This window comes from Bradyrhizobium sp. AZCC 1610 (genome assembly GCF_036924515.1).
Taxonomy (GTDB): Bacteria; Pseudomonadota; Alphaproteobacteria; order Rhizobiales; family Xanthobacteraceae; genus Bradyrhizobium.
Map to the genome: position 1 here is coordinate 3,567,117 of NZ_JAZHRR010000001.1, position 15,429 is coordinate 3,582,545.

A 15,429-nucleotide genomic window follows, 5' to 3' on the forward strand; every position below is an offset into this window, starting at 1 on the left:
TTCGGGCCAGATCCGATGATCCGGCCCGTTAACGATCAGCATCGGGCACCCGGCGGGCACGCCCTGGCCGCCGCCGCCGGAGGCGCCGGACGCGCCGCTGGTGGCGGAGCAGCCATCCGGGGCGGCGGCGGTGGTGGTGCGGCCATCCTTGGTGGCGGCGGCGGCGCGGCCATCCGCGGGGGTGGCGCGGGCGGTGCGGCCATCCTTGGTGGCGGCGACGGCGCGGCCATCCGCGGCGGTGGCGCGGGCGGTGCGGCCATCCTTGGCGGAGGCGGTGGCGCGGCCATACGTGCAGGTGGCGGAGACGGCGCGGCCATCCTCGGTGCAGGCGATGGCGCGGCCATCCGCGGCGGTGGAGGTGCCGGAGTGATGCGGGATGCCGGCGGTGGTGGGCGGCCTTGCCGCCTGTACGGCCGACGGCGGCGGGCCTCGGCGCAATTCCGGCTGCTGTTGAGGTCTCGGAGCAACGGTAGCGCTCGGCTTCGGCGGCGCGGCGGCGCTGGGTGGCGGCGCGGTCACCCTTGGCTGCTGGCCAGCCGGAGCCGTCGCCCCGATGGCGGGCCTGGAGCCGGTAGCAGCGCTGGGTGCAGCCGGTGCGGCCGATCCCGGACGGGGCGCGCCCGGCGCAAGCCTTGCGTTCGGATTCACCGCCCCCGGCGATACCGCAGCGCTTGGAGGCGCGGCTGGCGCGCCCCTGGCGCCTGGAACCGGCAGGGCATTGATCCTCGGCGAGGGCTGTGTCGAAGGCAGCGTGCCTGGCGCGTTCGCCGGCTGCGTCGCGTTCGGCCTTCCGGTCGGTCCCGCAGGAGCGCCGGGCAAACCAGTTCTCACGGCAGGATTGATCGTAGCGCTCGGCGGTACCGGCGCTCTGCCCTGCTGGATCAGTGTTGCCCTCTGCGCGACGGCGGGCGGCAATGTCGGCGTGGCGCCACTACGCTGCGCCGGCGCAACTGTCTTCTCCGGGGAGCCGGGGCGTCCAATAGGCCTGGCGCCAACTCCGCCCGCAGGCAACGCCGGCTGCGGCGGCCTGTTGATCACGTTGTTGATGACGGTCCTGTTGTGGATGTTGGCGAAGATGATGTTGTTCGGCGGTGGCGCCACATAGCGCGGCGGCCTCACATAGACCGGTATCGGCACAAAGATCGGCTGCGGCAGGATGAACAACCCGATCGGCGGCGGCGGCGGCTCCAGCACCACGAAATCCTCCGGCGGCGGCGACAGGTAGTAGACCGGCGGCGGTGGCGGCGGGACAAAATCGAACTCGGGATCGCCGAAGGCCAGCACCGGTCGATCGACATAGATGAACTCTTCCGGCGGCGGCGGCGGCACGTCGTAGTCGATGACGTCGAATGCCGGCGGCGGCTCCAGCGGCGCGGTGAGAATGGCAAGACGGCGGCGCGCGTCGGCGGCATGAGGCCCGCGCGGGTAGCGTTGCAGATACGACCAATAGGCGTTCGGAGTGTCGGCGCGGTAGGTGCGGCGCCACGTGATCGCTTCGCGCCGCGCCGCCGCGATCGCCCTCACCCGCTTTGCCAGCGGATCGTCGGGATAGGCGCCGAGAAAATCCTCGTAGGCCGGCAGCGTGTCGCGCTCCAGCGCGGCGGCGTAGGCTTCCTGCACGCCGAGATCGCGGATCGGTTTGCTGCGGATGGCAGCGACCTGGTCCAGCGGCGGTGCTGCGGGCGCATCCGGTGCGCGCTCGAAGAATGTGAAGGCCGCGTCGACCTTCTGGCTGTCCCAGGGCACCTGCGCGCCCTTGCTCGCCTCGTTGACGCGAAGCCGCACGCGATTGAAAACCTCCGGCAGCGGCAATCCGCCGGTCCGGATCATCTCGGCCAGCGACTGGGCGTAGATGCCGTACGATCCCTGCTCGGCCGGCGCCACGGTTCCGGGCGCCGCGTTGAACGCGATCAGCATATGCGGGTCCGCCTCGACCAAGGCGAGACCGCTTGCGATCTGTCCGTTGACGAAAGGTTGCTGCCGCGCCGCGTCCAGCACGACTATGCCGGCCTTCAGCGGCAGCGAGGCGAGTTGACGGATGTAGTCGCCGGTCCGCAGCGCCTCGATCGGAACATCGGCATCGCGGTTGATCGCGGAATCGACCGGCACGAAATAATTCTCGCCCGCCAGTTGCAGCCCGTAACCGGCCAGATACACCATCGCGACCGTGTCCGGCCCCGAGCTTTCGGCTTTCTGGATGAAGTCGCGGAAACTCTTGCGCAGCGTGTCGCCATCGAGATCGCGGGCGCCGATCACGTCGAAGCCGGCCGCCTGCAGGGTCTGCGCGATCAGGCCGGCATCATTGGCCGCCGTCGCAAGCGGCGATTTCGCATAGGCGGCATTGCCGACCACCAGCGCAATACGCTTTTCCGGCTGCTGCGCGGCGGCCTTGTCCAAATGCCCCGCCAGTCCTGATATCGCGACGAGACACACCGAGAGGATCGACAAACTTCTTGCTAACCGCATGGATCCCACCCTGTCGCTGCCCGAGCGCCGCATGGAACGCGCGTTAAGCTGAATATTTCTTGAACAATTGCGCTCTCAGCAAGGCATGGGGCCCGCCACACCCGGTTCCGGCACCGAAATTCGCATTGTCGCGGCCTTCCGGCGGGCGTATCCTTTCCTCCAGATCGTGTTCGCCCGCATCGTGAGGCGACTGCGCGAGTTCCTCCCGGTGTGCGAATTGCCCATTCAATGGAGGAGCCGTCATGACCGTTTCCCCGACCCTGCAGAAGTACCTGGATCAGAGCGTCACCTACGACCTGATCCCCCATGCCCCTACGATGTCATCAAACCGCACAGCCGAAGCCTGCCATGTGCCGGGCGAGGCGCTGGCCAAGGCCGTCGTGCTGCGCCGCGACGGCGGTTACATGATGGCCGTTCTTCCGGCCTCCCATCACCTGCATCTGTCAGCCCTGAAAAGTCAGCTCGGCCACAAGGTCGACCTGGCGAGCGAGAAGGAGATCGCGGAGCTGTTTATCGACTGCGACATTGGAGCCATCCCGCCGGTTGGCGAGTGCTATGGGCTCGATGTCATCGTCGACGACAGCATCGATGCGCAACGGCACGTCTACATGGAAAGCGGCGATCACGCCACGCTGATCCGCATGGAGGGCGCGCAGTTCGCGCGATTGACGGCCAAGGCCTGGCACGGCCACTTCAGCACGCACGATTGAGGCCGCCCGATCCCATCAATGGCCCCGCGTCGATTTCGACGCGGGCCATTGCTGGTTAGCGCGAGGGCTGCCCGCATCAGTGATGGGCCGAAACGCTCTTCACACACCCGGCCAGCAAATCACCGGACGTTGAATGGCTGATATCGCCCAGGCTGATCATGCCGACCATGCGTTTGCTCTTGTTGATCACCGGCAACCTGCGGACCTGCAGCGTCTCCATGTGATGCACCGCCTTGGCAAGGTCATCGTCCTCCCGGCAGCAGTGGATGCCGTCGGTCATCACGTCGCGCGCCTTGGCGCGGCTGGCATCGAAACCGTTGCCAGCAAGCCCTTTGCAGACAATGTCGCGATCGGTCACCATCCCGACCAGCTTGTCGTCCTCGCCGATCGGAATGCAGCCGATATCATGCGCTCGCATCAGTTTCGCGATTTCGGTAATCGGCGTGTCGGGACTGACCCAATCGACGCCCTTGTGCATTGCGTCTTTGACTTTCATGGCGGACCTCCGTTGCTGCGATTTCAGGTGGTATTCACGTGATGCAGAACAGTTCCCCCTTTAGCGCGATTATACGACGGATCGGGCAGGACGGCATCGCAAAAGCAATGACAAGTTCTTGAAATTTGCGATGGCGTCGTTGCGCACGGGTTGAAGCAAATGGCGAGCCGGGCGTCGGCTACGTGTTTGCGTCCGGGATTCATGCTGCCTCCGCTGGGTAGTGTCTCAGTTTGAAATTTCACGCCGCTACTTATGTATATCGCCGCCCGACGGTCAGCCTATCGCGACCGATCCCGATGGCCATCGCCTGCGCCTGATCGTTCCGGCGGCATGAGCAGGAATTGGGTGGCACTTCGAGTTTCCGAAGTGCCGTGATCCTTGGCTGAGGCTTAGTCGGCCAATTGAAGCTCCGCGAGCATCGTTCTCGCTGTCGACTCGTCCAGCGGAATAAATTCGCCCGGCCCGAGATTGTCGGTGCCGGCCGTTGCGGCAGCCGCAACCGCCACGCCGGCCAATCCCCCGATCATTGACATCCCGGCGATCGAATCATGCCGTGCGCTCGACTTGACGAGAAAGAAATGGGTACGGCCGGGCGCCGTGGTGAAATCGCGCTTGGTGTCGCCCGGAAACAGCGTTTCGCTCGCGACAAGCTGATGCGGACCTGCCGGGAGATCGGCATAGGCGTAGGTGCCGACCATCACCTTCCCCATCGGGCTGCCATCCACCTTCACGTCACAGGCGCAAATGGCCATGGACAGCCCGTCGCGCTTCCGCTGAAGCACCACGACCCGGGACTGCCCCGCTTTCGGCGGCCCGATCTTTTGCGAGATTGCGGCATAGTCGGTCCCGACTTTGGCGGTCACACAGCCCGACAACAACAACGCACCCGACAGCAACGCAATTCCACGCCCCAACATATAGCCCCCAAAACTATGCCCCTCAAAGGGCATAGCCGGGGACACGGTGAGGTTGCAATAGCCCTCGCGTAACAGCCGTTTGTGAAGCTCAGATCACTAGAGCGACGCGACGGAGCCCCGGGAATGACGGCGACAATTGCCGCTTCTTCCCTGACGTGACGAGCGACCGCTCAAAGCCTGTGCTGGGCCACGGCGGCGCGCGCCAATCCAGTTTAAGTCAGCTCACCTGCTCGACCTTGCCGGTCGCGAGCCGATAGATGCCGCCGACCACCTTCAGCTTGTTCTGCTCGACGACTGCGTTGAGGATCGGTGCGGCCGATCTCAGCTTGGCGACATTGTCGATCACGTTCTGCCGGATGGCGTTGTCGAGCGCATTTCCGGTCTGCTGCGCCGACGCCTTCACCGAGGGCGCGATCGCGGCGACCAGCGATGGTATGTGCCCGGGCGGCGGTTTGTCGTCCTTCAGGGATTTGATCGTCGCGTCGACTGCTCCGCAACTGTCATGACCGAGCACGACGATCAACGGCGTGCCGAGCACGGCGACGGTATATTCCATGCTTGCAACCGTATCGTCGCTGGCGAAATTGCCGGCCACGCGGCAGACGAAGAGATCGCCGCGCGCGCTGTCGAAGGCATATTCGGGCGCGATACGAGAATCCGCGCAACTCAGAATGGCCGCATAGGGGTTCTGCCCTCCGACCAATGCCTCCCTCTCATGCTTGAAGTCGTGGCGCCGCGATGTGCCGTCAACGTAGCGAGCATTTCCTTCCATCAATCGCTTCAGGGCGGCATCCGGCGACAACACGTTCTGCGGCTTGGGAGGAGCTTTCGTATCCCTGGCGTTAGCTGCGTCGGCGAGCGTCAGTCCCAGTGCCGAAGCCGCGAAGAGAACAACGGAGCGCCGTGAGGGCGCCCGTGGATGAAGCTGGTCAGAGAAGCATTTTTCGCACATTGCGCTCTCCTTGCCTTACGGCTTGCCGCGTCGAAGTTGATGACCCTGATTCGCCATAGCGGCTATGGTTGCGCGGCGAAGCTTCGCTGAAGCTGGATAGTTAAGCTCTCAATCTCGAGCCGCTGTAAAAGGCGCGAGACTCCCGCGTAAAATTCACGGCTAGAAGCGACGGATTCTCGCCAGGTTCGTGAAGATACTGGCAACCTCAAGTATCATGATAGCGCCATGTGGAGGGGTTGCCTACAGCGTCTGCACATCCACCACGCCCGCCACCGCCTTGATCGCACCTGCGATCTGCGGCGAGACCTTGAAGCGCCCCGGCAGCTTCATCTCCACCTCGGTCTGGAGGTCGAGCATGATGACGAGCGAGACGTCGCCATCGGCGCCGCCCGATGGCCCGGGCGCAGGCTTGGCCGGCAGGCCCTTTGCCGAACCGTTTGGCGCGGCAGCTTCCGGCATGTTGAGCCGTCGCGCGATGGAATCCAGCGGCTTGGTGTCGCGAACGAAAATCCGCAGGCCTTTTTGGGTCTTGGCCGCGGCGTCATCCAGCGGCTCGGCATGCAGCACCCGGGCGCGCACGTCCTCGCCCTGCAGTTCGGCGCCGAGCTGCAGCAACACCGCAGCCCCCGGCTCCAGCACGTCGCGGTATTGCGCGAGGCCTTCGGAAAACAGCACGGCCTCGAAATGCCCAGTTGGGTCTGACAGTCCCATGATGCCCATCTTGTTGCCGGTCTTGGTGCGCCGCTCCATCCGCGACACCACAGTGGCCGCGACCTTGCCCGCGGTCGCGCCGGTCTTCACCGCGCGCGAGAATTCCGCCCAGGTCTGCACCCGCAGCCGCTTCAACACCGTGGCGTAATCGTCGAGCGGGTGGCCGGACAGGAAGAAGCCGACGGCGTCGTATTCACGGCGGAGCTTTTCGGCCGGCAGCCACGGCTCGATTTGCGGCAGCATGATAGTCGGCGCGTCGGCAGCGTTGCCGAACATGTCGTTCTGACCGATCGTTGCCGCCTCGTGGCTGCGCTGGCAGGCGGCGAGAATAGCATCAGCGCCGGCAAAGACGCGGGCGCGGTTGGATTCGAGCGTGTCGAATGCGCCGGCGGCAGCTAAGCTTTCGATCACGCGCTTGTTGATGGCGCGCGGATTGACCCGTGCCGCGAAGTCCGCGAGCGAGGTGAAGACGCCCTTGCGCCGCTCCTCGACGATTAACTCCACCGCCTGGGGGCCGACACCCTTCAGCGCGGCGAGCGCATAGTAGATGGTGTTCTCGCCAACCTCGAAGGTCGCGCCCGAACGGTTGAGATTCGGCGCCTCGACCTTGATGCCGAGCCGCTGCGCCTCGGCGCGAAATTCCGAGAGCTTGTCGGTGTTGTTGAGTTCGAGCGTCATCGACGCCGCCAGAAACTCCACCGGGTAATGCGCCTTCATGTAGGCGGTGTGGTAGGACACCAGCGCATAGGCCGCCGCGTGGCTCTTGTTGAAGCCGTAGTCGGCGAACTTGGCGAGCAGCTCGAAGATCGTATCGGCCTGCCCCTTCGGCACGCCGTTGTTGACCGCGCCGGCGACGAAGATCGCGCGCTGCTTTTCCATCTCGGCGCGGATCTTCTTGCCCATCGCGCGGCGCAGCAGGTCGGCGTCGCCGAGCGAATAGCCGGCCATCACCTGTGCGATCTGCATCACCTGTTCCTGGTAGATGATGACGCCGAACGTCTCCTTCAGGATCGGCTCCAGGATCGGATGCAGATATTCCGGCTCCTCGTCGCCGTGCTTGCGCGCGCAATAGGTCGGGATGTTGGCCATCGGACCCGGGCGATAGAGCGCCACCAGCGCGATGATGTCCTCGAAGCGGTCGGGCCGCATATCGATCAGCGCGCGCCGCATGCCCTGGCTTTCCACCTGGAACACGCCGACCACGTCGCCCCGCGCCAGCATCTGGTAACTCGGGGCATCGTCGATCGGCAGCGTCGGCAGATCGACGTGGATGTTGCGCTGCCTGAGCAGCTTCACCGCGACATCGAGCACGGTCAGCGTCTTCAGGCCGAGGAAGTCGAACTTAACGAGCCCCGCCGGCTCGACCCACTTCATGTTGAACTGGGTCACCGGCATGTCGGATTTGGGATCGCGGTAGAGCGGCACCAGTTCGCTCAAGGGCCGGTCCCCGATCACGATGCCGGCGGCATGGGTCGAGGCGTGGCGCGTCAGCCCTTCGAGGCGCTGGGCGATGTCGAAGGCGCGCGCCACCACCGGGTCCTCGTCGCGGAACGCCTGCAGCTTCGGTTCGCTCTCGATCGCCTGCGCCAGCGTCACCGGCGCGGCAGGATTTTGCGGTACCAGTTTTGTTAATTTATCGACCTGGCCGTAGGGCATCTGCAGCACGCGGCCGACGTCGCGCAGCACGCCTCGCGCCTGCAGCGTTCCGAAGGTGATGATCTGCGCGACCTGATCGCGGCCGTAGCGCTGCTGCACATAGTCGATCACCTCGCCGCGGCGGTCCTGGCAGAAGTCGATGTCGAAGTCCGGCATCGACACGCGTTCGGGATTGAGGAAGCGCTCGAACAGCAGGCCAAAGCGGATCGGATCGAGATCGGTGATGGTCAGCGAATAGGCGACCAGCGAACCGGCGCCGGAGCCGCGGCCGGGGCCGACCGGAATGTCGTGGGCCTTGGCCCATTTGATGAAGTCCGACACGATCAGGAAGTAGCCCGCATAGTTCATGCGGTTGATCACGTCGATCTCGAAGGCGAGACGCTTTTGGTACTCCTCTTCCGTGGTGCCGGGCGACAGGCCGTGAACCTGCAGGCGCCTTGCGAGCCCCTCCTCGGCCTGGCGCTTCAGCTCCGCGGCCTCCTCAGCTACCGCATCGGAGCCTGAGCCGGCGCCGACCGTGAAGCGCGGCAGGATAGGCTTTCGCGTCTTCGGGCGAAACGAGCAGCGCTCCGCGATCTCGATCGTCGAGGCCAGCGCTTCCGGAATATCGGCGAACAGCACCGCCATCTCGGCGCGGGTCTTGAAGCGATGATCGGGCGTGAGCTGGTCGCGGTCGGTCTCGGCGATCAGCTTGCCACCGGCGATGCACAACAGCGCGTCGTGGGCCTCGTAATCGTCATTCGATGCGAAATATGGCTCGTTGGTCGCGACCAACGGCAATCCCTTGGCATAGGCGAGATCGATCAGGCCGGATTCGGCGCGGCGCTCCTTGTCGATGCCGTGGCGCTGCAATTCGACATAGAGGCGATCGCCGAACAGGCTCGCCAGCCGGTCGCAACGGGCTGTCGCGAGGGCGGTGTGATCGGCATGCAGCGCCAGCGAGATCGGGCCGTCGGGACCGCCGGTCAGCGCGATCAAATCCTCGGCATCGCCTTCCAGCCATTCGAGCTTGATGTGCGGGGATTGATGGACCGGCGTTTCCAGAAACGCCCGCGAGTTCAGCCGCATCAGGCTGCGGTAACCGCGCTCCCGCGCCGCCAGCAATACGATTCGCGACGGCGCCGAGGCCAGCGCGTTGCGCGCGTTCGGGTCCTGGTCGCCGAAATCGACGGCGAGTTCGCAGCCAATGATCGGCTGGATGCCGTAGCCGGCCATCTTGTCGGAGAATTCCAGCGCCCCGAACATGTTGTCGGTGTCGGTCAGCGCCAGGGCCGGCTGACGGTCGGCCTTCGCCAGCTCGCCGAGCTTGGCGATCTTGATCGAGCCCTTCAGCAGCGAATAGGCCGAATGAACGTGAAGATGAACGAATCCGGCACTGGACATGGTCGCTTAACGGGCTCTTATCATGGTGGGGAGCGATCATCGGCCGCTGATGCGCACCGACTCGCCACCGCAATGGTGATGCCTTGACCTGCCTAAGTCCACGCGGAACGCAGCTTCCGCGCCCGCCATCCGGCTTTTCCCCAGCCCGTCCGCAAGTCGGCCTGGATCAGGTTTTCGCCCGGCCTCAAAGCTGCGGAATCACCTGCGCCCAGACCGCGATCATCCCGACAAACAGCGCAATCGAGGCCAGCGCCGCCGCTTCTTCCACGAACATCCGCAACATCGTCCGACTCCCTACGATATGAGAACATATGAGGAACATTGTTCCTTTTTTGTTCCAGGAGTCAAGGGGCGGTAGTGGGTGGGTTTGAAGAATGACCCCTGTGGTTAATTCCTGACCGGTCTCACGGTTGCCGGACGACGAACCCAGCTTGAAGTTCGCTCCACTGCTCCAGCATCGCGATGGCGAGCAGGTGGGGGGTCGCTAGGGCGTTTCGGGTGGCTTGTCCTGCTGACTTTCGGTCTGTGGACGTTCAATAAGTTCGTAGGAGGGAACGTGGGTGGCCTCCAACCACGATTCCAGCGCAGCGCCGCAGACTGCGCAGACCGCGTCACCCGTTTGCGGTACCAAGAACTTTTCTTCAGTGCGTCTGTACTCGGCGCCGCAATTGCATTGAACAATTGTCGCCATCCTCGAAATATGCGCCCGGAACGGCCCGTTTTCCAGCCCCGGAACTCCGCCATAATCAAACTGACCCACTGCGCAGGACAGCTTTCGCGGATAATTCGCGAGCCCCCGCCACAACAAAAAAGCCCCGGGCAGCGCCCGGGGCTTCGATGATTCGCGAGAATCGCGAACGATCAGTACCGCGCGACGCCCGGGCCGCCGAACTTGTAGTTCAGACGGGCGGTGACGAGATCGACGTCCTGACTGATGCGATCGTTGCCGATGAACACGCCACCCGGCGTGGTGAAGGCGTAGGTACGGTCCTGCATGAACAGGTGATTGTACTCGACGCCAACCGACCAGTTCGGGGCGAAGGCGTATTCGAGGCCGACACCCACCGTGGCACCCCAGCGGGTGTCGTCTTCGGTCGAAGCAAACAGCGCGTTGGTGGGAACATCGAACCTGCGATACTCGTTCGAGGTCACAGCCGCACCGCCCTTGACGTAGAACAGAACGTTGTTGGCGGCATAACCGACCTGGCCAGTGAACAGCCCGAACGCGTTCACCCGCGATTCGTTGCGAACCGTGGGATCGAACAGGCTGATGTTGCTGCCCTTGAAGTCGGCCCAGTTGCCCTGCGCTTCAACGCCGAACACCCAAGTGCCGGCCTGCCAGCGATAGCCGATCTGGCCACCGATCGTGCCGCCGCTCGCGTCATGGGAGCCTTCGCCGAAGGTGCCAACGCCCAGGAGGTCCCAGCTATTGTGGCTCGAACCCCAACCGCCGTTCGCACCGATGTAGAAACCAGTCCAGTCATACACAGCAGCGACCATCGGGGGCGCCTTGGTGTAAGGACGCGCAGCGAGATCCGCAGCAACAGCCGGCGCAGCCGCGCCGAGCGCGATCAGACTGGCCGTAACAAGCAAAACCTTCTTCATTCTTTATTCCCATTCCGTTTGACAGCCCCCAAGGCCGAGGCATGCTCATAGCCATCGTTCGCTCGAATTGCTGTAACCTCACGGCAACAACGCACATCAAACGGCCTCGGTGTGAACGCAAGTTAATGTTGTACTGCAGGCGTTTTTCGAAACTTTGCACCGCAGCCAGCCGTAAAAAATTCACATTCAGCCTTGCGGCGGTATTGCAAGGTGGAATGGCTTGACGAGAGTGCGCGGGTGCGGCTTGGTCGATGAAAGTGGAACCGGAAAAAGCGCGAAAATACGATGAGGAGATTCGGAATGCGTAAAGCGATTCTAGCCGTGCTGGCCGCCAGCGGATTGGCCGCACTCGGCGCCGCGCCTGCCGAAGCGGTCGGCACCCGATATCCGTTCTGCCTTCAGGGAGACGAGCATCCGGGGCTGAGCTACTGCACTTTCACAAGTTACGAGCAGTGCCAGGCGACCGCTTCGGGACGCTTTCTCTATTGCATCGCCAATCCCTATTATGTCGGCGAGAGCGAACCACCGCCCGCCGCGTATCGCCCGCTGCCCGGCCGCGCGCTGCCGCCTGCCCCCGGCTACGGCAGATACTGAGCCGCGGCGCCATTCGCCGAGGGATTGTGCGCCCGCCCCCTCGCAACGCGCGAACGTGATTTGACGCCGTAGCGCGTCAAATATCTGCTGTCGTCAACTCGTGCAGATCGATCGCAGCCGCCAATCCCAAAGGAGATTCTGATGCGCATTCTGGCTTTGGCAATTTTGGCAATCGGAGCGGCCTCGGCAGCGGCACCGGCGCAGGCACAGACCTACGATCCCCGCTATCCGGTTTGCCTGCATGTCTATGGCAGGATCAGCTATTACGAATGTACCTATACGTCCCTGCCTCAATGTAACATGTCGGCGTCGGGCCGCTCGGCGCAATGCGTGGTCAATCCGTATTTCGCGCATGCCTCTCAAGGACCGTCGGCACGCCGCTACAAGCGGCACTACAACGGCTACTGAGCGAAGATCATGCTCTAATCCAGTTCGACGACTTGGCCGTCGACCAGCGACACCCGCCGGTCCATCCGGCCGGCCAGTTCCATATTGTGGGTGGCGATCAGCATCGCGACCTGCGTCGCCTTCACGAGCTGCATCAGCGCCTTGAAGACGTGATCGGCGGTATGCGGATCGAGGTTTCCGGTCGGCTCGTCGGCCAATAGCGCCCGCGGCGCATTGGCGACCGCGCGCGCGAGGGCGACACGCTGCTGTTCGCCGCCGGAGAGTTCCGCTGGCCGATGCGTGATGCGGTCGCCGAGGCCGAGATAGGCCAGGATCTCCTCCGAGCGCTTGATCGTCTCGGAACGTTTGAGCCCGCGAATCATCTGCGGCAGCATGACATTTTCAAGCGCGGTGAATTCCGGCAGCAGCCGGTGCGATTGATAGACGAAGCCGATATCGGAGCGCCGGATCTGGGTGCGCTCGATGTCTGATAATTGCGAGGTCGGCGTGCCCGCGACATAGACCTCGCCATCATCGGGGCTCTCGAGCAGGCCTGCGATATGCAGCAGCGTCGATTTGCCCGAACCCGACGGCGCCACCAGCGCCACCGACTGCCCCGCCCACAGCGCGAGCTTGGCGCCGTTGAGAATGGTCAGCGTCGCCTCGCCCTGCCTGTACTCCCGCTTTATCTCGTGGAGATAGATAACCGGTACGTCTTCCGCCTCCTCGGCCATCTCGTCCTCACTCGTACCGAAGCGCGTCGACGGGATCGAGGCGCGCGGCGCGCCAGGACGGATAGAGCGTCGCCAGGAACGACAGCGTCAGCGCCATGATCACGACCGCGGTGGTCTCGCCGAAATCGATCTCGGCCGGAAGCCGGGAGAGGAAGTAGAGTTCCGGCGAGAACAATTCGGTGTTGGTCATCCAGGACAGGAACTGCCGGATCGATTCGATGTTCAGGCAGATCAGCATGCCGACGAAGAAGCCAGTCAGCGTGCCGACCACGCCGATCGCAGCGCCCGTGATCAGGAATATCCGCATGATCGATCCTTGCGAGGCGCCCATCGTGCGCAGGATGGCGATGTCCTGCCCCTTGTCCTTGACCAGCATGATCAGGCCGGAGACGATGTTGAGCGCGGCAACCAGCACGATCATGGTCAGGATCAAAAACATCACGTTGCGCTCGACCTGAAGCGCGTTGAAGAAGGTCGAGTTGCGCTGCCGCCAGTCGACCAGGAACACCGGCCGCCCGGCCGCCTCCGTCACACTCTTGCGGAACGCGTCGATTCGATCGGGGTTGGTGGTGAACACCTCGATCGCGGTCACGTCGTCCTTGCGGTTGAAATAGGCCTGCGACTCCGGCAGCGGCATGAACACGAAGCTGGCGTCATATTCCGACATACCGATCTCGAACACGGCCGCCACCTTGTAAGGCTTGATACGCGGCGTGGTTCCCATCGGGGTCACCGCGCCCTTGGGCGCAACCAGCGTGATGGTGTCGCCGGCATGCAGCGACAATTGATCGGCGAGCCGGCGTCCGATGATGACGCCCTGCCCCTCGTCAAAACCTTCCATCGTGCCCTGTTTGATGTTCTTGGCGATCGAGGTGAGGCTGTTCAGGTCCGCCGCCCGCATGCCGCGCACCAGCACACCGGCGGCGTTGAAGGCCGAGGATGCCAGCGCCTGACCGTCCACGACCGGCGCGGCAAGGCGGATGCCGTCGACCTGGCTGATGCGCTCGGCGACATCCTTCCAGTCGGTCAGCGGCGATTCCAGTGGCTGCACCAGGAGGTGACCGTTCAGCCCGAGGATCTTGTCCAGCAGTTCCTTGCGGAAGCCGTTCATCACGGCCATCACGATGATCAGCGTGGCGACGCCGAGCATGATGCCGAGGAACGAAAAGCCGGCGATGACCGAAATGAAACCTTCCTTGCGACGCGCACGCAGGTAACGCCCGGACAACAGCCATTCGAAGGGTGCAAAAGGCGGGGTTCGGGCTCTCTCGTTCATGGTCTCATCCATTACTCGATAATCCCATGATTCGGACCAAATGTGGCCTTATTGGCCAACATTACAGCCGCGGTGGATATCTTATCCCGCGATCTTCGCCACTACTTCCGCCGGGCTGAGATTCTCGCGCGAACCGTCGCTGCGCCGCTTGATTTCGAGCTTGCCCTCGGCGAGGCCCTTCGGCCCCACCAGAATCTGCCAGGGGATGCCGATCAGGTCGGCGGCCGCGAACTTCGCGCCGGCGCGCTGGTCGGTATCGTCATAGAGCACATCGACGCCCTTGGCCCGAAGTTCCCGATAAAGCTTCTCGCACGCGCCATCGACGGCAGCATCCCCCTGCTTCAAATTCAAGATCACGGCAGTGAACGGCGCCACCGCTTCCGGCCATTTGATGCCGGCATCGTCATGGCAGGCCTCGATGATGGCGCCGACCAGGCGCGAGACGCCGACGCCGTAGGAGCCGCCATGGATCGGCACGTCGACGCCGTCAGGGCCTGCGACCAGCGCCTTCATCGCATCGGAATATTTGGTGCCGAAATAGAAGATCTGGCCGACCTCGATGCCGCGCGTATTGACGCGCTTGTCGGCAGGCACTTCGCGTTCGTAGCGATCGGCATCGTGGACGTCCTCGGTCGCAGCATAGACCGACGTCCATTGCTTGATGATGTCAGTGAGATCGCCGTCATAGTCGACGTCATCGGGCGGGATCGGCAGATTGAGCACGTCGCTGTTGCAGAACACGCCGGATTCGCCGGTTTCCGCCAGCACGATGAATTCATGGCTGAGATCGCCGCCGATCGGGCCGGTTTCGGCGCGCATCGGGATCGCCTTCAATCCCATCCGCGCAAAGGTGCGCAGGTAAGCAACGAACATCCGGTTATAGGAACGGCGCGCCGCCGCCTCGTCGATGTCGAAGGAGTAAGCGTCCTTCATCAGGAATTCGCGGCCGCGCATCACGCCGAAACGCGGGCGCTGCTCGTCGCGGAACTTCCACTGGATGTGGTAGAGATTGAGCGGCAGGCTCTTGTAGGATTTGACATAGGCCCGAAAAATCTCGGTGATCATTTCCTCGTTGGTCGGCCCGTACAGCAAATCGCGCTTGTGGCGGTCGCTGATCCGCAGCATCTCCGGACCATAGGCATCGTAGCGGCCGCTCTCGCGCCAGAGATCGGCAAGCTGCAGCGTCGGCATCAAGAGCTCCAGCGCACCGGCGCGGTTCTGTTCCTCGCGAACGATCTGCTCGATCTTCTTCAAGACCCGAAAGCCCAGTGGCAGCCAGGCGTAAATGCCGGCCGCTTCCTGCCGCATCATGCCCGCGCGCAGCATCAGCCGATGCGAGACGATCTCCGCCTCTTTCGGATTCTCTTTCAGGATGGGTAGAAAAAACCGCGACAACCGCATGGGACAACTCAAGGAATCAGTGGGATACCGGAAGAGGTGCAGTGAAACCGGATCGGGTGCGAAAATACAAGGCCGGGCCCGGTGAAAAGCGGCCGGAAAGGCGGTTTTTCGGGCCGTTTTTGGGCCCCGTGGTCCTCATAC

At 63.6% G+C, this 15,429-nt stretch carries 11 protein-coding genes and 1 pseudogene; 3 read left to right on the forward strand and 9 right to left on the reverse strand.

The genetic code is table 11. The features are described 5' to 3' along the window. Positions 1–35: 35 nt before the first annotated feature. Positions 36–2,466 (reverse strand): annotated as a pseudogene (locus V1279_RS17675) (caspase family protein). A gap of 242 nt (positions 2,467–2,708) precedes the next feature. Between V1279_RS17675 and V1279_RS17680 the strand changes: the two are divergent. Further along, a complete protein-coding gene (locus tag V1279_RS17680) occupies positions 2,709–3,176 on the forward strand; it encodes an aminoacyl-tRNA deacylase (protein ID WP_334438224.1) in 468 nt (155 codons plus the stop codon). 76 nt (positions 3,177–3,252) lie between these two features. Here the strand turns inward: V1279_RS17680 and V1279_RS17685 are convergent, their stop codons facing one another. From V1279_RS17685 to V1279_RS17705, 5 genes are all read right to left on the reverse strand, one after another. Then, the gene (locus V1279_RS17685; RefSeq protein WP_334438227.1) at positions 3,253–3,672 is read right to left on the reverse strand and encodes a CBS domain-containing protein; all 420 of its coding nucleotides are present in this window, start codon (positions 3,670–3,672) and stop codon (positions 3,253–3,255) included. Positions 3,673–4,061: 389 nt separating this feature from the next. Beyond that, positions 4,062–4,589: a DUF2846 domain-containing protein gene (locus V1279_RS17690; RefSeq protein ID WP_334438230.1), complete on the reverse strand. Its 528-nt coding sequence runs from the start codon at positions 4,587–4,589 to the stop codon at positions 4,062–4,064. 217 nt (positions 4,590–4,806) lie between these two features. Beyond that, positions 4,807–5,541 carry a carbonic anhydrase gene (locus tag V1279_RS17695; protein ID WP_334438232.1) on the reverse strand — a complete coding sequence of 245 codons (735 nt, stop codon included), beginning with the start codon at positions 5,539–5,541 and terminating at the stop codon, positions 4,807–4,809. A gap of 240 nt (positions 5,542–5,781) precedes the next feature. Further along, complete coding sequence (gene dnaE / locus V1279_RS17700) at positions 5,782–9,291, reverse strand: DNA polymerase III subunit alpha (RefSeq protein WP_334438234.1); 3,510 nt, start codon at positions 9,289–9,291, stop codon at positions 5,782–5,784. A gap of 861 nt (positions 9,292–10,152) precedes the next feature. Further along, positions 10,153–10,896 carry an outer membrane protein gene (locus V1279_RS17705; RefSeq protein WP_334438237.1) on the reverse strand — a complete coding sequence of 248 codons (744 nt, stop codon included), beginning with the start codon at positions 10,894–10,896 and terminating at the stop codon, positions 10,153–10,155. Between the two features lie 300 nt (positions 10,897–11,196). Between V1279_RS17705 and V1279_RS17710 the strand changes: the two genes are divergently transcribed. Together V1279_RS17710 and V1279_RS17715 are read left to right on the forward strand one after the other, a co-directional pair. Further along, a complete protein-coding gene (locus V1279_RS17710) occupies positions 11,197–11,490 on the forward strand; it encodes a DUF3551 domain-containing protein (RefSeq protein ID WP_334438239.1) in 294 nt (97 codons plus the stop codon). A 141-nt stretch (positions 11,491–11,631) separates the two neighbouring features. Then, on the forward strand, positions 11,632–11,898 hold the full coding sequence (locus tag V1279_RS17715; RefSeq protein WP_334438241.1) for a DUF3551 domain-containing protein: 267 nt from the start codon (positions 11,632–11,634) through the stop codon (positions 11,896–11,898). Positions 11,899–11,912: 14 nt separating this feature from the next. Here V1279_RS17715 and V1279_RS17720 read toward each other — a convergent pair whose 3' ends face one another. The 3 genes from V1279_RS17720 to proS form a co-directional block, all read right to left on the reverse strand. Continuing rightward, positions 11,913–12,611, reverse strand: coding sequence for an ABC transporter ATP-binding protein (locus V1279_RS17720; RefSeq protein WP_334438244.1), 699 nt, complete (start codon positions 12,609–12,611; stop codon positions 11,913–11,915). 7 nt (positions 12,612–12,618) lie between these two features. Beyond that, a complete protein-coding gene (locus tag V1279_RS17725; RefSeq protein ID WP_334438247.1) occupies positions 12,619–13,899 on the reverse strand; it encodes a lipoprotein-releasing ABC transporter permease subunit in 1,281 nt (426 codons plus the stop codon). Positions 13,900–13,968: 69 nt separating this feature from the next. Then, on the reverse strand, positions 13,969–15,288 hold the full coding sequence (gene proS, locus V1279_RS17730) for a proline--tRNA ligase (RefSeq protein WP_334438250.1): 1,320 nt from the start codon (positions 15,286–15,288) through the stop codon (positions 13,969–13,971). Positions 15,289–15,429: the final 141 nt, after the last annotated feature.

What these genes read in the sequence shown, in the direction of transcription:
- V1279_RS17680 (WP_334438224.1), top strand. Translation starts at nt 2,709, where the DNA reads ATGACCGTTTCCCCGACCCTGCAGAAGTACCTGGATCAGAGCGTCACC.
- V1279_RS17685 (WP_334438227.1), bottom strand. Translation starts at nt 3,672, where the DNA reads ATGAAAGTCAAAGACGCAATGCACAAGGGCGTCGATTGGGTCAGTCCC.
- V1279_RS17690 (WP_334438230.1), bottom strand. Translation starts at nt 4,589, where the DNA reads ATGTTGGGGCGTGGAATTGCGTTGCTGTCGGGTGCGTTGTTGTTGTCG.
- V1279_RS17695 (WP_334438232.1), bottom strand. Translation starts at nt 5,541, where the DNA reads ATGTGCGAAAAATGCTTCTCTGACCAGCTTCATCCACGGGCGCCCTCA.
- dnaE (WP_334438234.1), bottom strand. Translation starts at nt 9,291, where the DNA reads ATGTCCAGTGCCGGATTCGTTCATCTTCACGTTCATTCGGCCTATTCG.
- V1279_RS17705 (WP_334438237.1), bottom strand. Translation starts at nt 10,896, where the DNA reads ATGAAGAAGGTTTTGCTTGTTACGGCCAGTCTGATCGCGCTCGGCGCG.
- V1279_RS17710 (WP_334438239.1), top strand. Translation starts at nt 11,197, where the DNA reads ATGCGTAAAGCGATTCTAGCCGTGCTGGCCGCCAGCGGATTGGCCGCA.
- V1279_RS17715 (WP_334438241.1), top strand. Translation starts at nt 11,632, where the DNA reads ATGCGCATTCTGGCTTTGGCAATTTTGGCAATCGGAGCGGCCTCGGCA.
- V1279_RS17720 (WP_334438244.1), bottom strand. Translation starts at nt 12,611, where the DNA reads ATGGCCGAGGAGGCGGAAGACGTACCGGTTATCTATCTCCACGAGATA.
- V1279_RS17725 (WP_334438247.1), bottom strand. Translation starts at nt 13,899, where the DNA reads ATGGATGAGACCATGAACGAGAGAGCCCGAACCCCGCCTTTTGCACCC.
- proS (WP_334438250.1), bottom strand. Translation starts at nt 15,288, where the DNA reads ATGCGGTTGTCGCGGTTTTTTCTACCCATCCTGAAAGAGAATCCGAAA.